At 44.4% G+C, this 20877-nt stretch carries 21 protein-coding genes; 9 read left to right on the forward strand and 12 right to left on the reverse strand.

All coding sequences use genetic code 11. The features are described from left to right. Window positions 1–22: 22 nt before the first annotated feature. From queC to queD, 3 genes are read right to left on the reverse strand one after another with little or no spacing between them, the layout of a single operon-like run. Complete coding sequence (gene queC / locus MM817_RS10015) at window positions 23–709, reverse strand: 7-cyano-7-deazaguanine synthase QueC (RefSeq protein WP_241714369.1); 687 nt, start codon at window positions 707–709, stop codon at window positions 23–25. 43 nt (window positions 710–752) lie between these two features. Next, window positions 753–1478, reverse strand: coding sequence for a 7-carboxy-7-deazaguanine synthase QueE (locus MM817_RS10020; RefSeq protein WP_241714371.1), 726 nt, complete (start codon window positions 1476–1478; stop codon window positions 753–755). Continuing rightward, window positions 1475–1939, reverse strand: a complete 465-nt coding sequence (queD, locus tag MM817_RS10025) for a 6-carboxytetrahydropterin synthase QueD (protein ID WP_241714372.1) — start codon at window positions 1937–1939, stop codon at window positions 1475–1477. Before queD ends, MM817_RS10020 begins: the two co-directional genes overlap by 4 nt. Before the next feature lie 247 nt (window positions 1940–2186). Between queD and MM817_RS10030 the strand changes: the two genes are divergently transcribed. The 3 genes from MM817_RS10030 to MM817_RS10040 all read left to right on the forward strand — a co-directional run bounded on the left by MM817_RS10030 (window position 2187) and on the right by MM817_RS10040 (window position 5363). Further along, the gene (locus MM817_RS10030; RefSeq protein WP_241714374.1) at window positions 2187–4007 is read left to right on the forward strand and encodes an APC family permease; all 1821 of its coding nucleotides are present in this window, start codon (window positions 2187–2189) and stop codon (window positions 4005–4007) included. Window positions 4008–4011: 4 nt separating this feature from the next. Beyond that, window positions 4012–4482, forward strand: a complete 471-nt coding sequence (locus MM817_RS10035) for a YaiI/YqxD family protein (RefSeq protein WP_241714376.1) — start codon at window positions 4012–4014, stop codon at window positions 4480–4482. Window positions 4483–4568: 86 nt separating this feature from the next. Beyond that, on the forward strand, window positions 4569–5363 hold the full coding sequence (locus MM817_RS10040; RefSeq protein ID WP_241714378.1) for a polysaccharide deacetylase family protein: 795 nt from the start codon (window positions 4569–4571) through the stop codon (window positions 5361–5363). Window positions 5364–5417: 54 nt separating this feature from the next. Here MM817_RS10040 and clpB read toward each other — a convergent pair whose 3' ends face one another. Both clpB and MM817_RS10050 read right to left on the reverse strand, forming a co-directional pair. After that, window positions 5418–8006, reverse strand: coding sequence for an ATP-dependent chaperone ClpB (gene clpB, locus MM817_RS10045; RefSeq protein WP_272879903.1), 2589 nt, complete (start codon window positions 8004–8006; stop codon window positions 5418–5420). A gap of 57 nt (window positions 8007–8063) precedes the next feature. Continuing rightward, a complete protein-coding gene (locus MM817_RS10050) occupies window positions 8064–8660 on the reverse strand; it encodes a hypothetical protein (RefSeq protein ID WP_241714381.1) in 597 nt (198 codons plus the stop codon). 307 nt (window positions 8661–8967) lie between these two features. Between MM817_RS10050 and MM817_RS10055 the strand changes: the two genes are divergently transcribed. The 4 genes from MM817_RS10055 (at window position 8968) to MM817_RS10070 (ending at window position 12591) form a co-directional block, all read left to right on the forward strand. Beyond that, window positions 8968–9879, forward strand: coding sequence for an NAD(P)-dependent oxidoreductase (locus MM817_RS10055; protein WP_241714383.1), 912 nt, complete (start codon window positions 8968–8970; stop codon window positions 9877–9879). 6 nt (window positions 9880–9885) lie between these two features. After that, window positions 9886–10518, forward strand: coding sequence for an MBL fold metallo-hydrolase (locus MM817_RS10060; RefSeq protein ID WP_241714385.1), 633 nt, complete (start codon window positions 9886–9888; stop codon window positions 10516–10518). A gap of 113 nt (window positions 10519–10631) precedes the next feature. Next, window positions 10632–11510: an SDR family oxidoreductase gene (locus MM817_RS10065; RefSeq protein ID WP_241714387.1), complete on the forward strand. Its 879-nt coding sequence runs from the start codon at window positions 10632–10634 to the stop codon at window positions 11508–11510. Between the two features lie 103 nt (window positions 11511–11613). Further along, on the forward strand, window positions 11614–12591 hold the full coding sequence (locus tag MM817_RS10070; RefSeq protein WP_241714389.1) for a cation diffusion facilitator family transporter: 978 nt from the start codon (window positions 11614–11616) through the stop codon (window positions 12589–12591). A gap of 125 nt (window positions 12592–12716) precedes the next feature. Here the strand turns inward: MM817_RS10070 and MM817_RS10075 are convergent, their stop codons facing one another. The 3 genes from MM817_RS10075 to MM817_RS10085 are packed head-to-tail and all read right to left on the reverse strand — an operon-like array spanning window position 12717 to window position 15965. Continuing rightward, a complete protein-coding gene (locus MM817_RS10075) occupies window positions 12717–13433 on the reverse strand; it encodes a cytochrome c biogenesis CcdA family protein (RefSeq protein WP_241714391.1) in 717 nt (238 codons plus the stop codon). 37 nt (window positions 13434–13470) lie between these two features. Continuing rightward, the gene (locus MM817_RS10080) at window positions 13471–13992 is read right to left on the reverse strand and encodes a TlpA family protein disulfide reductase (protein WP_272879904.1); all 522 of its coding nucleotides are present in this window, start codon (window positions 13990–13992) and stop codon (window positions 13471–13473) included. Window positions 13993–14018: 26 nt separating this feature from the next. After that, the gene (locus MM817_RS10085) at window positions 14019–15965 is read right to left on the reverse strand and encodes a S9 family peptidase (protein WP_241714393.1); all 1947 of its coding nucleotides are present in this window, start codon (window positions 15963–15965) and stop codon (window positions 14019–14021) included. Between the two features lie 148 nt (window positions 15966–16113). Between MM817_RS10085 and MM817_RS10090 the strand changes: the two genes are divergently transcribed. Beyond that, window positions 16114–16425, forward strand: coding sequence for a HesB/YadR/YfhF family protein (locus MM817_RS10090; RefSeq protein WP_241714395.1), 312 nt, complete (start codon window positions 16114–16116; stop codon window positions 16423–16425). A 40-nt stretch (window positions 16426–16465) separates the two neighbouring features. Here MM817_RS10090 and MM817_RS10095 read toward each other — a convergent pair whose 3' ends face one another. From MM817_RS10095 to MM817_RS10110, 4 genes are all read right to left on the reverse strand, one after another. Then, window positions 16466–17227: an anti-sigma factor gene (locus MM817_RS10095; protein ID WP_241714398.1), complete on the reverse strand. Its 762-nt coding sequence runs from the start codon at window positions 17225–17227 to the stop codon at window positions 16466–16468. Beyond that, the gene (locus MM817_RS10100; protein WP_241714400.1) at window positions 17224–17781 is read right to left on the reverse strand and encodes an RNA polymerase sigma factor; all 558 of its coding nucleotides are present in this window, start codon (window positions 17779–17781) and stop codon (window positions 17224–17226) included. The genes MM817_RS10095 and MM817_RS10100 overlap by 4 nt, the downstream gene beginning before the upstream one ends. A 61-nt stretch (window positions 17782–17842) precedes the next feature. Next, window positions 17843–18445 carry a class D sortase gene (locus tag MM817_RS10105; protein ID WP_241714402.1) on the reverse strand — a complete coding sequence of 201 codons (603 nt, stop codon included), beginning with the start codon at window positions 18443–18445 and terminating at the stop codon, window positions 17843–17845. Between the two features lie 20 nt (window positions 18446–18465). Further along, window positions 18466–19113: a hypothetical protein gene (locus MM817_RS10110; RefSeq protein ID WP_241714403.1), complete on the reverse strand. Its 648-nt coding sequence runs from the start codon at window positions 19111–19113 to the stop codon at window positions 18466–18468. Window positions 19114–19337: 224 nt separating this feature from the next. Between MM817_RS10110 and MM817_RS10115 the strand changes: the two genes are divergently transcribed. Then, the gene (locus tag MM817_RS10115; RefSeq protein ID WP_241714406.1) at window positions 19338–20876 is read left to right on the forward strand and encodes a phospholipase C; all 1539 of its coding nucleotides are present in this window, start codon (window positions 19338–19340) and stop codon (window positions 20874–20876) included. Window position 20877 lies beyond the last annotated feature (1 nt).

Below are 20877 nucleotides of genomic sequence, written 5' to 3' on the forward strand. Positions count from 1 at the left end.
TACTCTCACTAAAGTAGACTATTTACCTAGCATGTGCATATGTGATAGGGTCCTGTAACATAGCCTCAGCAAACCCTTTTAAGCGCAAACGACAACTGTCGCAAACACCACAGGCAACCGCTTCTCCTTCATAACAAGAGGAAGTGAGTTCATATGGCACTGCAAGCGTTGTCCCAAGTGTGATAATCTCCGCTTTAGTTAGATGTAGAAGCGGAGTCATGACATGTAGCGTTCCTCCCATCGTACCAACTTTGGTAGCAAGCGTTGCAGCGTGTGCAAATGAATCGATGAACTCTTCACGGCAATCAGGATAGCCACTATAGTCTAACGCATTGACACCAAGATAAATGGCTTCTGCCCCAACGACTTCTGCATAGGCGGTAGCGATCGATAAAAAAATGAGGTTGCGAGCTGGAACATAAGTAACCGGTATCTCATGATCGACAACGCCTGTATGTGGAACGTCAATGCGATCATCCGTTAAAGCACTTCCGCCGATTGTGCGCAAAAAAGGTAATTGAGCAATCTGATGTTGTTTCACATCATAGAATGCCGCCACCTTTTTCGCCGATTCAATTTCTACCCGATGGCGCTGACCGTAGTCAAACGTGAGTGCATATACATCGTACCCTGCATCCATCGCAATGCCTAGACACGTAGTGGAATCTAGCCCACCACTTAAAATTACAACCGCCTTTTGTTTCGTCATTCGTTCACATACCCTCCTGATTACCGTAATCAAAGATGACAGGCTATACGCCTCGTTGATTGGGATCCCACACAAATTTATGAGTCTGTAAACTCAGTTTAACTTCTGCTAAACCACGTGCCAGCATCCACTGTACGAGTTCACTCGGGGATAGTGAATCCCACACAGGACTAAAAAGGACAATACACTTCACTTCATAGTCTTCAAGTACTTGGCAAGCTTGTTCAAAGTCGGCACGACTCGCAATCACAAATTTAAGTTCGTCAGTCACGCGTAACTTTTCTACATTAGGGAGATGCATTTTCTCAGTTTCTCCCGAACCAAATAATTTGTAATCCAGAATATATCTGACTTTTGGTGACTGCACTTCCTGTAAAAACGGTGTTAAATCAATAGCGCCACTTGTCTCCACGTGAATGTCAACCATCTGCGGCAATTTTGCCAGCTCTTGTAGCAATAGGGTTGCCTGCCGTTCATATAAAAGCGGTTCACCGCCCGTTAGACACACTCTTCGCGCTTGATTGGCACTCACGCGCTGTACGATATCCCTAATCGATAGAGACATTTCTGCATGATAGGGTGGATAACTGTATTTTGTATCACACCATACACAGCGCAATGGACAACCAAATAATCGAACAAAGGTAGTCGGATAACCAGCCGCAGTTCCTTCACCCTCCACCGTTTCAAAAATCTCCACAAGTGGAAGCAGGAGTTCATGCACTAGTTGATCATTTTCTAATTGAGTTGCTCGTTGATCCGTACTCATGACTCTTCCATCTCCTCACGCGTAATCTCCGCGCAAGATGTCGGAGTTTCCCATAGGAGCACTCTTTCCATGCGTATCTGAAAGCCTTCTGTTTCAAGTGCACTTGCAATTTGCTCATAGATCCATACAACCATGTTTTCAGCCGTAGTGTTCATAGGAGGTAAAACTGCATTTAAATATTGGTGGTCAAGACGATCGACTACGCATTGCTTCACTATGCGTTTCAAGTCAGAAAAATCAATAGCTAGTCCTATGTCATCAGGCACTGCACTTACCGTAACTAACAAGCGATACGTGTGGCCGTGCAACCCCACACATTTACCATTATATGCATAAAGATGATGAGCTGCATCAAAACTGAACTCTTTTGTAACTAAAACGCGTTTTTTATGGTAACGCAGTTGTGAACGCAAGATATCCACGTCTATTTGCAGCAATTTTTGCGGAATAACAAACTCCATACTGACACCTCGAATAGATTCTTAATATGCCAAACAAAACAACGTGATAGGATAGATGCATTTGGGAAAGCTTATGGATATGCTGTTTATCATTCTAAGCTTTTCACAGTAAACCAGCAAAGTGAAGTAGCGTATAAACCCCTTCCATAATAATCACTTAGAATTCTTGCCTTGCCTATATGAACATGACATAATGGCTGGAAGCACAGTGAAGTGGCACGATAAGCGAAAGGTTGGTTGAACACTGTTGTCCACTTTTAAGAGATTATTGATTGGTCCTCCAAAAAAATCGCGTCAGTTGCGGGAGGAACGAATATCGAAGTTAAAGGCTTTACCCATCTTATCGTCAGATGCGCTGTCTTCCGTAGCATATGGATACCAGGCTGCGCTTTCGGAGATCGCATTTATAGGGGTCGCAGGACTATGGATTGGACTTCCTATAGCAGGTGTAATTGTATTACTTCTAATTGCACTGATTCTATCATATCTACAGGTGATCCATGCCTATCCAAATGGTGGTGGCGCATATGCTGTCGCGTCAGATCAATTTGGTCCAGTTGCAGGCCTTGTAGCAGGTGCTGCTCTCTTAATTGATTATACCTTAACCGTAGCTGTTTCGGTATCGTCAGGTATTGCTGCCATTACCACAGCATATCCAAGTCTGCTACCTTGGACAGTTCCACTATGCCTTCTTGGTATTCTTGGCATCATGGTCATGAACTTGCGAGGCATGAATGAATCCGCAAGTATTCTCATGTGGCCTACATATCTCTTTATCATATCCATTGTCGCAATGGAAGTCGTTGGATTCATTCACCTAAGCCATGCTGGTTGGCATTATAAGCAAACCCCACAGTTTGGTGTTTTACCAAAAGAAATCACTGTGCTTTTGATCTTGCGCGCTTTTGCTTCTGGGTGTTCCGCATTGACTGGCATCGAAGCGATTTCAAATGCCACACCTCAGTTTCGCGAGCCAACGATCAGAAATGCTCAAAAAACTCTTCTTTGGCTTGGCTTACTTCTTGCTATCATGTTTGCAGGAACGAGTTACCTGACATTCATGAAAGGGTTGCAAGTGAATTCAAATTTCACGTTACTTGGCATGCTTGCGCAATCCTATTTTCACACAGGATTCTTCTTTTATTTCATTCAGTTTACTACGTTTGCTGTACTGATCTTAGCTGCCAATACATCGTATAGCGGTTTTCCTCTACTTGCGGCGCTTATGGCCCGAGATCGATTTATGCCACGCATGTTTGAATTGCGCGGCGATAGACTGGGATATTCTAATGGCATTATCGTCCTTAGCGTTCTGGCCAGTATACTAATCATCGCCTTTAACGGACAGACGGATGAGCTTATCCCTTTATATGCCATAGGCGTTTTCTTATCATTTACACTTGCTCAAACTGGACTCGTAAAACGCTGGTTTAAGACAAAGACTTCTGGATGGATCTGGCGAACGGCAATCAATAGTTTTGGTGGTTTACTTTCGGCGATTGTCACTGTCGTCTTTGCCGTAGCAAAGTTTACGCAAGGTGCATGGATTGTTCTTGTCGTTCTTCCGTTAATTATCTACTTTGGCATTCAAGTACACCGTCACTATGACAGAATCGCTGATCATTTACGGATCAATATGGCCCAACTGAAACCCTTAGCACATAAAACCATTGTGATCGTCCCCATAGGCGGCGTCAACCGCGTAGTCGCAGGGACATTATCATACGCATTATCTGTATCTGATCAAGTCATTGCCTTTTACGTGGGCTTCGATGATGAATCAATTGAAAAAATGGAACAAAAGTGGAAGCAATGGGATACGGGTATACGCTTAGTCACTGCACGAAGTCAGTATCGATCTGTAGTTCGTCCACTCATGCGTTTTTTAACGACTGTAGAAAATTATGAAGGTGCACCTGATCACATTATTGTAGCCATCCCCCAATTTGTCACGCGCAGGTGGTGGCACAATATCCTTCACAATCAAACAAGTATTATGTTGCGTACGATTTTATTGTATAGAAAAGATATTGTAGTCACGACTGTGCCTTATCATTTAGGAGATTAAGCCCATGCCCATGACGATTTGGGTAGATGCAGATGCATGTCCGAGAAATGTATTAACCTTGACAAAGGAACGAGCAGCACAACATCATTTGCTCGTGATCACTGTGAGCAACTACAATCACGAGCATCAAGGGGCCAACCACCTGACAGTCGACGCCGGTTCACAAGCGGCAGATATGGCGATTGTCATGCGCATGCAAAAAGGAGATCTTGTGATCACTCAAGACTACGGCTTAGCCGCGCTTGTTTTGGCACGGAAAGGATACGCTTTATCTCCACACGGCAAAGAGTATACCGATGATAACATCGATCAACTATTAGCGATGAGAGCTGTACATGCAAAAGCGCGGAGATCTGGGAAACGAGCAAAAATTCGTGGCCCTGCGGCGCGAACACAGGATGATGATCTACATTTTGATCGGTCACTACAGGTGATACTTGCACGGATGAACAACGCCGATATGGGCAATGTATAGAGGAAGCAATCGAATTGGCATGCAAAAGATCGCATTGCCAATCTTGCTTCCTCTTGTTTTTTGTCATCCAAGGAGGCAATTGACACATGCGTTATTCTCGTATTTCACTTCATATATCATGGCTACTATGCACCATTTTTTTTGCTTTATGGTCACCCGCTGCCGATCATCATGCGGCAGCCAAGTATCACTATACAGACTATGTCCAACTGTATCCGCACGTGTTTTCCTATCAAGGGCCACCGAATAAACGCATCGCGTTAACCTTTGACGATGGACCTGATCAACGTTATACCCCACAAATTTTATCGATTCTCCGCAAAAAAGGAGTTCACGCTACTTTTTTTGTGCTCGGTAAAAATGTGAAAAGATATCCGAATATCACACGGCAAATAACTAAAGAAGGTCATATTTTAGGCAATCATAGTTACAATCATCCGAGTTTAACGCGTGTGAATCACGATCAATTATTGTGGGAGGTAAAAGCAACAGAAAGAGAAATCACACAGCTTACTGGGAAGAGAACTCGATTTGTACGTCCACCATACGGAAATCTTGATCCCACCGTTCTCATGAGCTTAGGAAAAATGGGATATCATGTGGTCAACTGGTCTGTAGATTCCAATGATTGGCGCAGTCTCACCAAGGCACAAGTACTAGCTAACATCATTCCACATGTACGCCCTGGTTCTATCATATTGCAACACTGTGCATCAGGGGGCCCACAGGAAAACTTAAGTGGCACGGTTGCAGCTCTCCCTTCCATCATCGACACCTTGCGACAAAAGGGATATCAGTTTGTCACTATTCAAGAGTTATTTGCAACAGATATCAAGACCGTTCATGCTCCTACACGTATGCAGTTATCCTTACATCACTAAACAACAAACATCGCCTCTATCCCGAAAAGAGGCGATGTACAGTGACAAAGCTACCTATTCAATGGAAACAGTCAATAAACCCTCTTTCACATCAATTGCAATTGTCCCACGCGCTGTCGATTCAGCAAGTAACAGGCGACTTAGTGGCGTTTCAATCTCCTGCCCGATCAACCGCTTTAAGGGTCTAGCACCGAATACAGGGTCATACCCCTTCTCCCCTAAATAAGCGAGGGCGGCATCTGACCATCTTAGCTTTAAGCCTACGTTTTTACGCAATCGCACTGCTAGACGATCTAACATTTGTTTTGCAATGGCACTCATATTGGCTAGGTTTAATGCATGAAAAACAACAATTTCATCGACGCGGTTCAGGAATTCTGGTCGAAAGTGTCGTTGCAAGATGGAGCGCACTTGTGTCTCTATGGCACTAAATTCCTCATGCTGCTCTGTTCTCCGCAAAATCTCATCACTGCCAAGATTCGATGTCATGATGATCACTGTATTTTGAAAGTTAACCGTCCGACCTTGACCATCTGTCAGTCTTCCATCATCTAACACTTGTAATAACAAGTTAAACACATCAGGATGAGCTTTTTCTATTTCGTCTAACAGGACGACTGCATAAGGCTTACGCCGAATCGCTTCTGTCAGTTGTCCGCCTTCTTCATATCCCACATATCCTGGTGGTGCTCCTATTAAGCGAGCAATTGCATGTTTTTCCATGAATTCAGACATATCGATGCGCACCATCATCCGCTCATCGTCAAATAAAAGTTCAGATAATGCACGCGATAACTCTGTTTTACCTACCCCCGTAGGTCCCAGAAAAATAAAACTACCTATCGGGCGATTAGGGTCTTTCACGCCTGCCCGTGCACGTAACACAGCATCAGCAACCGCTTGTACCGCTTCATCTTGACCGATCACCCGGTGATGTAACTCTTCATCTAGATGCAGTAATTTGTCTCGTTCCCCTTGCATAAGGCGCTTTAGTGGAATGCCAGTCCAACGGCTGATCACCTCTGCAATATCTTCTTGATCCACTTCTTCTTTTAATAGCATGCCACGACTTTGTTTTGACGCTAGTTCTTCTTCTTCAAGATGAAGTTTGCGTTCTAATTCACCTAAACGACCGTAGCGCAACTCTGCTAATTTATTTAAATCGTACTCTCGTTCTGCTCGCTCCATATCATTGCGTGTCTGTTCAATCTCTTTTTTGAGATCGCGAACGCGCGCAATATATTGTTTTTCAATCTCCCACTGCACCTTTAATGTATCCGCATCCTGCCGTACATCAGCAAGTTCTGTGCGAATCTTAAGCAACCGTTCGCTGACTGCCTCATCTTGCTCTTTACTAAGCGCGGCTTCTTCGATCTCTAGCTGCATGATCCGTCGAGTCATCTCATCTAACTCCGTTGGCATACTATCGATTTCTGTACGTAGACGCGCTGCCGCTTCATCCATCAGATCAATGGCTTTGTCAGGTAAAAACCGGTCACTAATATACCGATCAGAAAGTGTTGCTGCTGCAATGATGGCACTATCCTTAATGCGCACGCCATGAAAGACCTCATATCGTTCTTTCAAACCGCGCAAAATAGAAATCGTGTCTTCGACTGAGGGTTGGTTGACAATCACTGGCTGAAAACGCCGCTCTAATGCCGCATCCTTTTCGACATGTTGACGATATTCATCCAGTGTGGTCGCACCAATTGTGCGCAGTTCACCGCGCGCGAGCATAGGTTTCAACAGATTGCCTGCATCCATTGCACCTTCTGCGGCTCCCGCTCCCACCACCGTATGTAACTCATCAATAAATAAAATAATCTCACCTGCAGAATCTTTCACTTCTTTTAACACAGCTTTTAAACGCTCTTCAAATTCTCCTCGATACTTTGCACCAGCTACCAATGAACCCATATCAAGACTAATTAACCGTTTGTGCTTTAAGCCTTCCGGCACATCACCTGCAACGATTCGCCGAGCTAGTCCCTCAACAATCGCGGTTTTTCCAACACCTGGTTCACCAATCAAGACAGGATTATTTTTCGTTCGGCGCGATAAAATTTCAATAGTGCGACGAATCTCATCATCGCGACCAATCACAGGATCGAGTTTCCCATCACTGGCTTCTTGCGTAAGATCTCTACCATAGCGCAATAAGGCCTCATATGTCCCCTCCGGATTATCTCCTGTCACCTTTTGATTCCCCCGAATCGCACGTAAAGATTGTAAAACTGCATCTCGAGTCAATCCAATCTGTGCACATGCAGTCACCGTATCCCGTTCACTCTGCCCAATCAGTGCCAATAAGAGATGTTCCACACTTACAAATTCATCTTTCATCTCTTTTGCTTCTTGTGCAGCCGTTGCAAGCGTTCGAGCAAGACCAGTACCCATGTGCAAAGTACTATCATATCCAGTGACAACAGGAATCTGGCGCAGTAATTGTTCAACCTTCGTTTTCGCAACCTCGTAGATTCCCATGTGCTCTAGAAGCCGCGGAATCAATCCACCCTCTTGATCAATCAAAGAAGAAAGCAAATGTTTTCCTGTCACTTCTTGATGATGGCTCATGGCAGCCAATTGCTCAGCTGCCACAAGTGCTTCTCGCGATTTTTGTGTATATTGATTAGCATCCATAATGTCTGATGATCACGTCCTCTCACGCTCTCATTATGACACAACCCAGCATGGAATTTATACCCAAAAATGCATTCCGTTTGCAAAATTCATGGTAACTCCAACCGTCAGATAAAATAACCAAATTCCTGTGAGAAGTTGAAAAAATCCTGTCGCTTTTTCAAAGAACTTACTATTTCCCAACCGCCAAAATATTTCACTAACATAAATGAGACTCAGTCCAATAAATAAGATCATTGCAGGAATGTCACCATTACCACCAAAAGAAAACGCGCCCAGAATACCTAATCCAAGTACAGGAATGGCCATCCAACCCTCTGGACCATACTCTGCACCTATATAGCGCCTGTATCCTAGCACAATCCAGTGAAGTCCATAGACACTAAAGGCGAGTGCTGCCATATATAAGGGTGCGGCATTGCGATAGACAGGGAACCACGATAAGCCTACCATAAGATATGTACCAGTGATTAACTGGCCAAATCCACCCATGAATATACCCCATAGACCGATCGTTCGATCAAAACTGGCTTTGTCTTTTGACCAGTTAGGATACTTCGTTAACGTTGTACCTCCCTGCACAAAATAATTAATGGATAGCGACAAAAAACCTATCGCTAAAGGCCAAAATTGCGAAATAGGAAAACTGCTCACTGTCGGCTTCCTCCTTATGATTTTCGTTCTTGATTGCCATTCTGTTACCTACTACGTTCCATACTTAAGAGGCAGGCGCAAGGCTTGTCCCTATCACCCCCATCACTACTTTTCCTGCTTAGTTATTACAAGGTTGCCTCAAACGAAACATCCTCATGCGAACTTGATGAGAAAGACGTAGGTAGCATCGAAGAGATGCATGATGTGGTAGCATAGAAGTGTAGAGTGCATCGTACCACATTTACTTGCATTAACTCAATTACTTTGTATTTAATAGTAAAGAAACAATGCTAAGGAGTGAACACTTTTGGAAAAAATCTTGTCAGATCATCGAAATGTTGGATTTATTGGTCTTGGAACCATGGGGTTACCTATGGCAACACACCTTTTGCAAGCGGGATATACTCTCCATATTTACAACCGAACACCTGAAAAAACAGCTGCATTAGTGAAACTCGGTGCCATCGCCCATTCTTCGCCAAAAGAAGTGGCACAACATGGCAAGATCATCTTTACCATGGTTGCACATGACAATGCACTACTAGACGTCGCATTAGGTCAAGATGGCATCATTCATGGCATGAGTGCTCATGCTACGCTGATTGACTGTAGCACCGTATCCCAAGCTGCCAGTCAAAAAGTCGCTGCACACATACAATCACTCGGTGCAACTATGCTAGATGCACCTGTTAGTGGCAGTGAACCACATGCACACGAGGGCAGTCTTGTATTCATGGTTGGCGGACCAAAACAGGTCTATGATAACTGCCAGGATCTTTTACTCACCATGGGTAAACAAGCTGTTTACATGGGCGAAAACGGACATGGCGTCGCAGCAAAGTTAGCTGTAAACACGATTCTCGCGCAAAACTTAGTGGCGCTTTCTGAAGGGCTCATACTTGCCATGAAATCAGGAATCGATCCTCAACCATTTATGGAAGTCGTACGCGGCGGTGGAGCTCGTAGTGGGATGGCAGAATACAAAGCGCCAAAGATGATAGCACATGATTTTAGTGCTCAATTTACGACGGCACTCTTATCGAAAGATCTTCAACTAGCTAGCTTACAAGCTGCAGCCCTTGCCATTCCATTGCCTGGTTTAAGTCTATCCAAAGATCTATTTCAGATGGCTGTAGCTAAAGGGTATGCACATGAAGACATGAGCGCACTCATCAAATGCTATGAAGAGTGGTCCCATCTTTCTCAAAGTCAGGAGTGATTAGCCATGGAGATTTCTCCACGCGTACATCTTTTAGAAGAAACCAAAGGTAGTTACGCCTATGTGATAGTAGGTGAAGAACCCGTTCTCGTCGACACTTTTTTCCCTGGAAAAAGTGATCGCGTAGTTGCAGGACTAGCGCGCATCGGTATGCGACCTTCTGATCTTGCCCACATCGTGCTGACCCATAGTGATGTTGACCATATTGGCAATGCAAAAAGACTTAAAGAGCTATCGGGAGCCACGTTGTGGGCACCGCAAGAAGAACTTCCATATATTTATAAACAAGAAAAGGATCACGGCATTCGCCGTATCATTCGCGCCATCATGAAAGTAGAACAACCAGTCATTGATGAAACGTACGATGCGGGTAAACGTATTGCTGACTTAGAAATCATACCAACGCCTGGTCATACGAAGGGACATGTAAGCATTCGCTTAGGCGATGTTTTGATTGCAGGAGATCTTGTTACCACAAGACAAGGTAAGTTAAAACCTTCACCAGGTTTTCTCACATGGGATCGCGCTGCATTGCAGCGATCATTGCGAGCGGTAGGCAAACAGCCATTTGATTGGATCTGTCCAGCACATGGCGAACCTGTGAGGCGAGGTGACTTGTGGGACGCATTTAGTCGGTAGTGCACCCACACCTTGCACATGGACTGGCTTAGAGCATAGATACGTACCTCTTGCGACATGCTATAAAAACGTGTCATCTAAGCGACTTCAACCATGTCAAAGGATGTGTATGAATGCCAGACCAACAATCACTCAGCGCAAAAGGTTCCACTTTTCCACCACAACACCAAGATCAACAACCTGGATTTGAAATGTTGATGAATCCATTGCCAATCTATGAAGATCAAACGGAACAAGGTTCACATAAGTTACAAGGAAAAGTAGCGTTAATTACTGGTGGGGACAGTGGAATCGGGCGTGCTGTAGCGATTGCCTTTGCAAAGGAAGGCGCAGATGTTGCAATCGCTTATCTCAATGAACACGAAGATGCACAACTGACAAAACAGCGTATTGAACAGTTAGGTAAAAGGTCGCTCCTCTTAGCTGGAGATATTGGAGAAGAGTCTTTTTGTCAGGAGATTGTACAGCGTGTAGTTGATCATTTTTCGCGTATCGATATTCTTGTCAACAATGCAGGAGAACAACATCCACAGCAACAAATTGAAATGATTACATCAGATCAATTGTTGCGCACCTTTAAAACCAATATATTTTCCATGTTCTACTTAACAAAAGCAGTCTTACCCTATATGCCGATAGGAAGCTCCATCATCAATACAGCATCGATCACAGCGTATGAGGGACACAAAACGCTCATTGATTATTCTTCTACAAAAGGAGCCATTGTAACGTTTACTCGATCACTGGCTCTATCCCTAGCCGATCGTGGCATTCGTGTAAATGGAGTCGCACCAGGGCCCATATGGACGCCACTGATTCCCGCATCATTCAGTGCATCTGAAGTTGCACAATTTGGGAGCACGACACCTATGAAACGTGCCGGACAACCGGTTGAACTTGCATCGACATATGTTTACTTAGCTTCAGCCAGTTCATCTTATCTATCCGGTCAAATGCTCCATATCAATGGGGGAACCATTGTCAACGGTTAATATCATCGTAAAAAGTGATAAACTGCTTCTTGCAACCTCTTGATATTCATGCCATGATCGATAGATATCAATTGAGATCTGGAATCGAACGTGGAGGGGCTTTATGCAGACCGTACTTCATTCACACACACATAACGAAGAGGGACACCAACACTCGCACGACGCCGTATTTCATTCGCATGCTCCGATTGGAAAAATGAAACAAGCGTTTTTATTGACACTTGTCATATTAGTTGTTGAAATAACTGGGGGGCTAATCTCACATAGCTTAGCCTTACTATCAGACGCTGGGCATGTACTTACGGATCTTGCGGCTATTGGCCTTTCTTGGTACGCCATGAATCAATCGCTAAAGCCTCCTACGGAAAATTTAACGTATGGATACCATCGCACAGGCATACTTGCTGCATTAGTGAACGGTGTAGCGCTCATTGCCATCGCTTTGATCATAACCGTTGAAGCCTATCAGCGGATCATACATCCGCAACCAGTCAATGCTCTATGGATGATTGGCAGCGCTAGTGTCGGTTTGTTGATCAATTTATACCTAGGGCTTGGCATGCGTGATGATGATAATTTAAATGTGCGCAGTGCAGTTCTACACATGTTAGGCGATGCGCTCGCTTCAGCTGGAGTCATTGTCGGGGCTGTCATCATCTTATGGACAAAATGGTTTATGATCGACCCTCTTTTAAGTGTTGGGATCTCCCTGCTCATTGCCTATGGGGCGTGGCGAATTGTGAAGCAGACGGTCAATATACTTATGGAGGCCACACCAAAAGGTGTTTCGCTTTTATCTGTTGCAGCTGTAATTAAGCATGTAGCAGGAGTATACGATGTTCACGATCTCCACGTATGGAGTATCACGAGCGGGAAAAATGCCTTGTCTTGCCACGTAGTTCTTGAGGGTTCACTCTCCATTCGCGAAAGTCAGCCTATATTGCGCAATATTGAACACCAACTCATGCATTTAGGGATTGGCCACAGCACCATTCAGATTGAGGATGCAGGTCACCCTCATACAGACTCCGTTCTATGTTCTGACGAAGAGGCCGTCCATCACCACCATCATGATCAATAACCATGGCGCTGTCCTCTTCATTCGTGGACAGCGCCATGGTTATGATGTTTCGATCATGCAATTCACTTGATCACTTACAAGACACCATGACATGAACATCACATGACCATTATGAGCATAACTCCTCAAATGCTCGTGCCCGCCCCGAATATACGTGTCATCCAAGACGTAAGTGTCTCTAAGCGATGAGTGATCAGCAACATCCCCATAAGCACAAGTACTGCCCCGCCAACCCGACTGATCGGTTCACTATATCGTTGTAACCAGCGAACAGACCCAAGCGTATAGGCTAGGACTAAAAAAGGAATTGCAAATCCAAGCGCATAGGCAAACATCAAAACCATACCATTCACTTGGCTCGTCGCAGCTATGGCAATCACCGATGCCAAAATAGGACCAATACAAGGTGTCCAGCCAGCAGAAAAACTAATGCCAATCACAAAAGCGCCTAGATACCCTGCAGGTTTTGACTTCGCATGCCACTTTGCCTCGCGCATAAACACATCAAGCTTGATCCACCCAAGCAAGATGAGCCCCATGACGATGACAATAACTCCACCGATCTCGCTAAATAGTGAGCGATACTGTGCAAACAATATTCCAAGTAAATTAGCTGAAGCGCCAAGTGCCACAAAAATAACAGAAAAACCGAGAACAAAGAACAAGGCATGAGTCAATGCCTTGGTCCTCACAGCAGACGTCACTAGCCCCGCATTGTTCCGATCATAAGAAATTCCAGAAATATACGAGATGTAAGACGGATAAAGCGGCAATGTACACGGTGATACAAAGGAAGCCAAACCCGCTAAAAATGCAATCCACATCGTTGGTGTCGCAACCATATTGTCTCATCACCTCATTCGCAGTTCCGTGCCTCACTCAATGTGTTGCTAGTAACTGCGCAAAATCTGATTGCATCACCGCGGGACTCATCATCCCCGTTACGCGATTGATGATGATGCCCTGCCGATTGATAAAGAAACTAGTGGGAATGTCCATTACAGCATACGTCGACTCTACATTTCCCTGTGTATCTAACAGCACTGGATAGGTCACACCGTATGTACTCACATACGCTTTTACAGCAGGTAGACTGTCACTTGGCGTCATATTCACCGCTAAAAAATCAATCTTATTGCCATATTTTTTATACATGTTTTCTAGATCTGGCGTTTCCATCTTACAAGGAGGGCACCACGAAGCAAAAAAATTAATGTAAACTAGTTGGCCCTTTAGGCTGCTTAGTGACACAGTCTTTCCCTGTAAATCTGTAAGCGTAAAGTCTGGTGCCCTATACCCCTTTTGTGGCAGAGCTGGCGGTTGTCGCGTAGCATTCATAAAACCTACTAAAGCAAGCGCAGCGACCACAATAACTAAAGCAGCACCTGTTTTGCGTTTCATTGTTAGAATACCCTCTTCTCTCCATGCTAAAGCTGTGCTAGATTTTCAATGACCACAGGAGCATCATCGTCTGTTACATCAAAGCCAAATACTTTAGAGTAAAAATACAACTCAGCATCGAGTGTTTTTTTAATGTTTTGAGCTTGTCGAAATCCATGACCTTCACCTTCAAACGGCACATAAGCTACCGGAACGCCTTTTGAACGTAGGCCCTCGACCATCATTTCCGCTTGATTTGGCAACACAATTTTATCATCTAATCCTTGAAAGAAAATTACAGGCGACTGTAACTTCTCGATATAATGAATAGGTGAGCGCTCCATGTAGACCTCCTTCTTTTCAGGATAAGGCCCAACCATGCTATCCATATACCGCGATTCAAACTTGTGCGTTTCTTTTGCTAATAACTCAATATCGCTGACGCCAAAATAACTTGCACCTGCAGCAAAGACATCGCGAAAGGTAAGTGCTGAGAGCGTTGTATATCCGCCTGCACTCCCACCGCGAATAGCCAGCTGATCCGCGCGTACATCTCCACGCTTCACTAAATACAAAGCACCATGTGTGCAATCATCTACATCCACAATTCCCCAATTGCCATTTAGACGCTTGCGATACGCACGACCATAGCCTGTACTGCCACCGTAGTTTACATCAAGGACTGCAAAGCCGCGACTTGTCCAATATTGAATCTGCAAATTAAAGGCCGTCGTCGTAGCCGATGTTGGACCTCCATGACTCATCACAACAAGCGGAGGCCGTTCCGTTGGCGCTCCATCACATGTTTCGTTTGCCGGTGCATAGAAAAATGCATAAGCCGTTTGATCATTTGTAGTTGGAAACTCCAAAACTTCTGGTACAGAGAAAAATTCTGGATCTACATTCAATTCTACTAAGTCTACTGATTCTTTTAGTGTCTCAAACTCTCTATTTGCAGATACGTACTGAACAACAGCAGTAGGCTTTGTTGGAGATCCTCCGACAAAATACCCAAGGCCACGATGCGCTTGAACACTATGTATCGCCTGGAAGTGTGAAACAATAGTCGTTAACTCTTTTTTAGACAAGTCGATTTGAGCCAAAGACCATAGACCCAGCTGATTAAGCGCACAAAAAATAGTATTCTCATCAAGAAATCCATAGGTGGACATACCAAAAACCCACTGTGGAAGGCCAAATTCCGCATCCATGTCAAAAACACTTACCACTTTGCCTTGTTGGTAGCTATAAAGATTCCACCAGTTCGACCGATCGGATACAAAATACAATGTACCTTCTGGTGACCATTCAGGTTGAAATATCGACTCTTCTATTCCACCAGCCACTACAACAGTTCCGCTTAAGCTTCCATCCGTTTCAATGTTCGCAACAGAAAGCTCCGTACCATCCCATGGCATGTTGGGGTGGTTCCAAGCTAGATAGGCCAGTTGTGTGCCGTCTGGACTGACACGAGGAGATGAGTAAAAATCACTACCGTCAACGAGCACATCTACGGTATGCGAGCCATTGAGAGCGATAGCGACAAGAGTATTTACAGCTTCCCCCTCACCAGTATGATCCTCTCTCACACAAATCAGTCGCTGTTGCGCTTCATCTACTACAAAGTCTGCATAACGATAAGCACCCTCTGGTGTAATCGGTTCAGGGCCCTGCTCATTGAGTCTATATACTCGCCCATCCGAAAAATCCGAAAAATACGCAACTCCATTGGACACTGTATACGCTCCGCCACCGTATTCATGTACTCGCGTACGTACATTGAATGGTTGCGGCGTCACATCCATCGTATCTCCAGTTTGTAAAGAATATTTTACAAGAACACTTCTTCCGCCTTCACTTGGACGTCCCTCAAGCCAGTATGTATCACTGCCGTCCACCTTGATTTCCTGTAGTCCGACTGTGCCTGAAACAATAAGATCAGACGTGATGGGTGACTCCCATGTTCCAAATGCTTTCTGTGTAACTTCTGTCAAGTAAATACCCCCGCGTATAGCGTATTTGATTATTAGTATACGGCAAATAGCCCATAAAAGGACAATCTATAAAAAATCATCATGCACAGTTTCAATAGAAGATGTACACTATATGGTATAGGATCAATGGGTAAAGGGAGCATCGAATATGAATATCTCAGTATCACAACACGCAATCGAGTGGATGGCTCGAGAGTTGCACATGCCAGATGGGGATGGTGTTCGTTTTTTTGTACGCTATGGAGATTCTCATATTCACCCTGGTTTCAATTTAACAGTAGGAGTAGCTAAACCGCTTCATCCAGCCATTTCATGGGTACAGGAAGGCATTCTACTTTTTATAGAACAAGGTGATGTGTGGTACCTAGAAGGGTATGACCTTGCTGTCCACTATGATGATGTCCATGATGATTTGCAATTTGCATATACAGTATCTTCAAGTAAATCAACTGAGAGGTAGATAACAGGTATAAACCTGCTATCTACCTCTCAGTCATTCTCTACACACTTTGCACAGAAGCTCCAAGAACTTTCGGACCTTTTGGCGATAGATCGCTAACGTGTGGTTCCTTTGTAATGCCAATCCCCGTGTAGGCTTTTCCAAGCGGAACGCGAATCGTGACCGCCCCTACACCGGCTTGATTGACCATAAATCTTCCGCCCAATGTTTTACTACCATCCTTAAGTAACCATACCGTATAGCATCCATGCCCTACAATGGGTTGTAAATGCGACACTTTTATCATCAAGACTTCTGTCTTTCCACTTGTTATAATCGTCATCTCACCATACGCCGATGGAGCAAATGAAGTAGCAACAAGTGCTGTATTTAGAACCAGTCTGCTTGGAGAACCCGCACTTTGTGGCTGATTGGACCCTATACTTGAAGTTTGGAGCGACGTGCCGATCCAGATGCCTAACAATAACATTGCCGCACTAAGCGCATAAGGTAAAACTCTACGCTTTTTATAACGGGGTTTTTGGTAAGTCACCCTTTTTTCCACATCATGTGGGGCACGCAATGAAAATGCTTTTTCTAAGGTTTTATGCTTAAGATCACCAAGTAAATCATTTGGCAAATGATCCTCCCCCATAGTAAGCATCTGGGAATGTATCGGCCAAATAGCATCTAATTCCTGCTTACAGTCTATACAAGTATCTACATGGTGAAAGAAGGCATACAGTTCTTCACCTTCTATCTCCCCCATCATAAAGGGCAGCAGAAGATCACAAGATGGATTGGATTGATCGTCATCCTTCATCCCTGTCCCCCCCATGCCCAGGCATCCATCATGGATCTCATATGATGAAGCCCGTGATGCAGCCGAGTCTTCACTGTACCAAGCGGAATAGAAAGCTTGGTCGCTACCTCACTTAACGTGCAACCCTCCATATAAGCAAGTTGAAGAACCGCTCGCTCTTCCACCCGGAGTCCCTCTAGTGACCGCTGTAAATCCTCGCGCAAAGCCCACTCATTTACAGCATCCGTTGCATGTGGATTCCCTTCTCTTTCCCCATATATGCGTAAAGAGTCAGGAATATCTTTTTGTCGTCCTTTTTTTCTAACGTTATCTAAAGCAACATTCTTTGTGACTACCATAATCCAATGCTCAAACTGCCCACGCTTTGGATCAAAAGCAACCGTAGTCCAAATGCGCGTAAACACATCCTGAACAACCTCATCGGCCATTTGCGGATCTAACACAACTTTGCGCGCGATGGCATAAACACGATAGACATAGCGATCATATAGTTGTGCAAGCGCCTCACTGTGACCTTCTTTCATTAATGCAAAGAGCTCCTCATCAGATACCACAGGGGCCTCTCCTGTTCCTGTTGTTCTCACGTGCGTAACATCACATCAAGCCTTTTTCGATTTAGGCTAAGGCACTTTTAACAAGTACCGCTTCTACCATATATCTAAATGGGGTTAAATTCCAATCATTAAATGGGTAACAGGTTTCCAGTGCAAGCTCTGGAAGATGCGCGTTTGGCAATGTGCCACCCACATGTAGAATCTGATGTTTGAACACACTATATACAAAAATCCCTTGTGCAGTCTTTACTCGTATGAGGTCTCCTGCTTGTAATTGGCCAATTTCGTGAAAAAAAGTGACATTATGACCCGCGAGAATACTTACCCCCATTTCACCAGGGAGTGGTGTAGCACCCAAATGACCAACACCATCTCGCAATTGCCAGTCACTAGTCCCTTCAACAATGGGTGCCTGCAAGTCAATAGAATCGATGGATAGGGAACCAATCGGTGTCCCTACCATCGGCAATGCAATCGTTTTTGCAGGAGCCGGGAAGAGCACCCCTTCCTTTTGTGAAAGGACGATATGAATGGGTGCAGGAGCCGCTTGAAGCAATGCCTTAGCCCCTGCATGAGATTGCCAAAAGAAAATGGGAACGAGAAGCATCATAGCTACTCCGACGACAATCATGCCGCCGCCAAGATAGGTCCTGTTTCTGCGCATAAGATTCATCCCCCTTAATTTTAGGAAGATTTTCTTTTCGTAGCTAGTAACACACTACCTCCCACGACTAATACAGCACCAACAGCTAACCAATCTTCAAGCGGAACTCCTGTTACTGGTTTTGTCGTGTTAGCAACAGGAGTTGCAGGAGCTGTAATGACCCAACCAACTGCTGCTGCTGCATTGCCATGCTTCAAAGTACTGCCAACTACTTTAGGTGGCAATGGATTAGCTACATATTTGCCAGTTGGTGTTATATCCCAATATTTACTGCTTAATGTGATGGCTTGATCCGAGTATAAAATAATAACCGGTTTATGGAATTTAGCAACAAGTTGATTGGTTTGTGTATTGACCACTTTAAATGCAAAATCTACGAGCGGTGTTTGACCACTAGGTACATTCGTTAAGAAGTTCGATAGTTGACCTTCGAGCAATTCGAATTTAACTGTTTGCGAAAAAGCACCTTTAGGAATTTTCACTGTTAATTCCCCATACTGCAAAGTGGCTGCTTGTCCTACTTGAACTGTAGTCGATGCAACAACCGTTGGAAAACCCAGTTTTGTAAAGTCTGGTGCCGTGCTTGCAAAAGCAGGTGCTACGCCACCGACAGTTAAAGCAGCTACAGTTAGTGCGATATTGCGAATCGCATGTTTATGTTGTCTCATTTTTAAAGACCCCCTATATCATTGATCTATCTTCATTCTATATAACGTTAGAAAGCTCCTTCTAGTTTTCTATCCGGTACAATTATTTTAAAATAAATCACACCATATTCACTACTATTTATCATACATTCATCGGAAATTTACTGTTTTTCAACAATGAATCACTAGTATATGAGATAAGACCACACACTAGAAAGATGGGTCATTTTCAAAAGGGGGAAAGAATGTCAATGCGTAAACCGCTGACCACGCTTACCGTAGGAACACTCTCAGTAGTGGCTGCCATGGGAGGATTGTTGAACGCAAGCCCGACTTATGCAAGTGTCTATCAAGCACCTCAGGCCATGCATACACCTATCAAACATGTGGTAGAGATCATGTTGGAAAACCATACGTTTGACAATCTATTTGGCCATTATCCTAATGCAAATGGCATTCCCCAAGGCTTGAAGTTACCAAACCCTAATGGAAACTATGAAGCCCCTGAGGTAGCACCCATTCAAGCGGGTACAAATGTTGGTGATACAGTAGACATCGATCATAACCGCGCGCCAGAAGTCATGATGATGCACAATGGCGAAATGAACTATTACACTGTTTTCCCTCTCAACGGACTCGCAAGCATTACGACCTTCGGTCGCTCTGATGTGCCAAACGAATGGGCGCTTGCTCAACATTTTTCGCTAGCCGAGAGAAACTTTCAACCAGCCACGGGTCCTACACAGCCAAACCGCGAATACGCCATCGCTGGAACCACGGAAGGGTGGATTTCCGACACCCCTCCAAACTTCACGTTTACTTTTCCGACCATATTTAATGATCTGCAGTCTCATGGCCATTCATGGGGGATCTTCCAAGGTGATTATTATTCGCAGACAGATCTAGGTAACGGGTTTGTTAAACATTGGAATTCGATGTGGTATTCTCCTCTTCGCAAAAACAAAAAAGAATGGAATGCGCATGTATTTAATACCAATGCATTTGTAGAGGATGCCAAGACTGGAAACTTGCCTAACTTCTCCTTTGTCGTACCTAGTTGGATGTACAGCGAGCATCCACCCACTGATCTTTCATTAGGTGATGCATGGGTAGGTCAACTCGTTACTGCGCTCATGAAAAGTCCTGACTGGTCGTCCACAGCCATTTTCATTACTTATGATGAAGGCGGCGGCTATTGGGACCATGTCACACCGCCACAACCCTATCGTTTCGGATATGGCACAAGAACTCCTATGGTGATTATTTCCCCGTGGGTGCGTCAAGGTTTATTCAATCAAACCACAACAAATGTATCCATTCTAAGCTTTATGGAACACCTGTGGGGCCTACCTCCACTGACCAAAAGAGATGCACAAGGGAATGATCTACTCACAGATTTTAATTTCCATCAAAAACCGCTTGCACCAATCGTACTTCCTCATGTACCTACTGATACATTGCAAATTGCAGACTATCCCGCAGAAAATCTGAGTGCCACACAAGGCAAAGCCATCACACTCACCATCCTTGCAAAAACAGCTGGCTTACTCGATGATCGCTCGCTTTCTGGAAAAGTAACACTACGCATGGTTACACCAAAAGAAGTCAACCAAACTGCCATCAGTTGGCCTCGGTCAGTAACACTTGTGAACGGTGAGGCTACAGGACAATTCACCTTCCCAACTACAGGATATTACCGCATCTTTGCGACAGGTCCCAATCATTCCTTTGGTGTAACAACGATCGATGTGGGTATGACGCCAAATGGGCCAAAGAAATCTTAAC

It is taken from the genome of Sulfoacidibacillus ferrooxidans (assembly GCF_022606465.1).
GTDB classification, from domain to species: Bacteria; Bacillota; Bacilli; order Alicyclobacillales; family SLC66; genus Sulfoacidibacillus; species Sulfoacidibacillus ferrooxidans.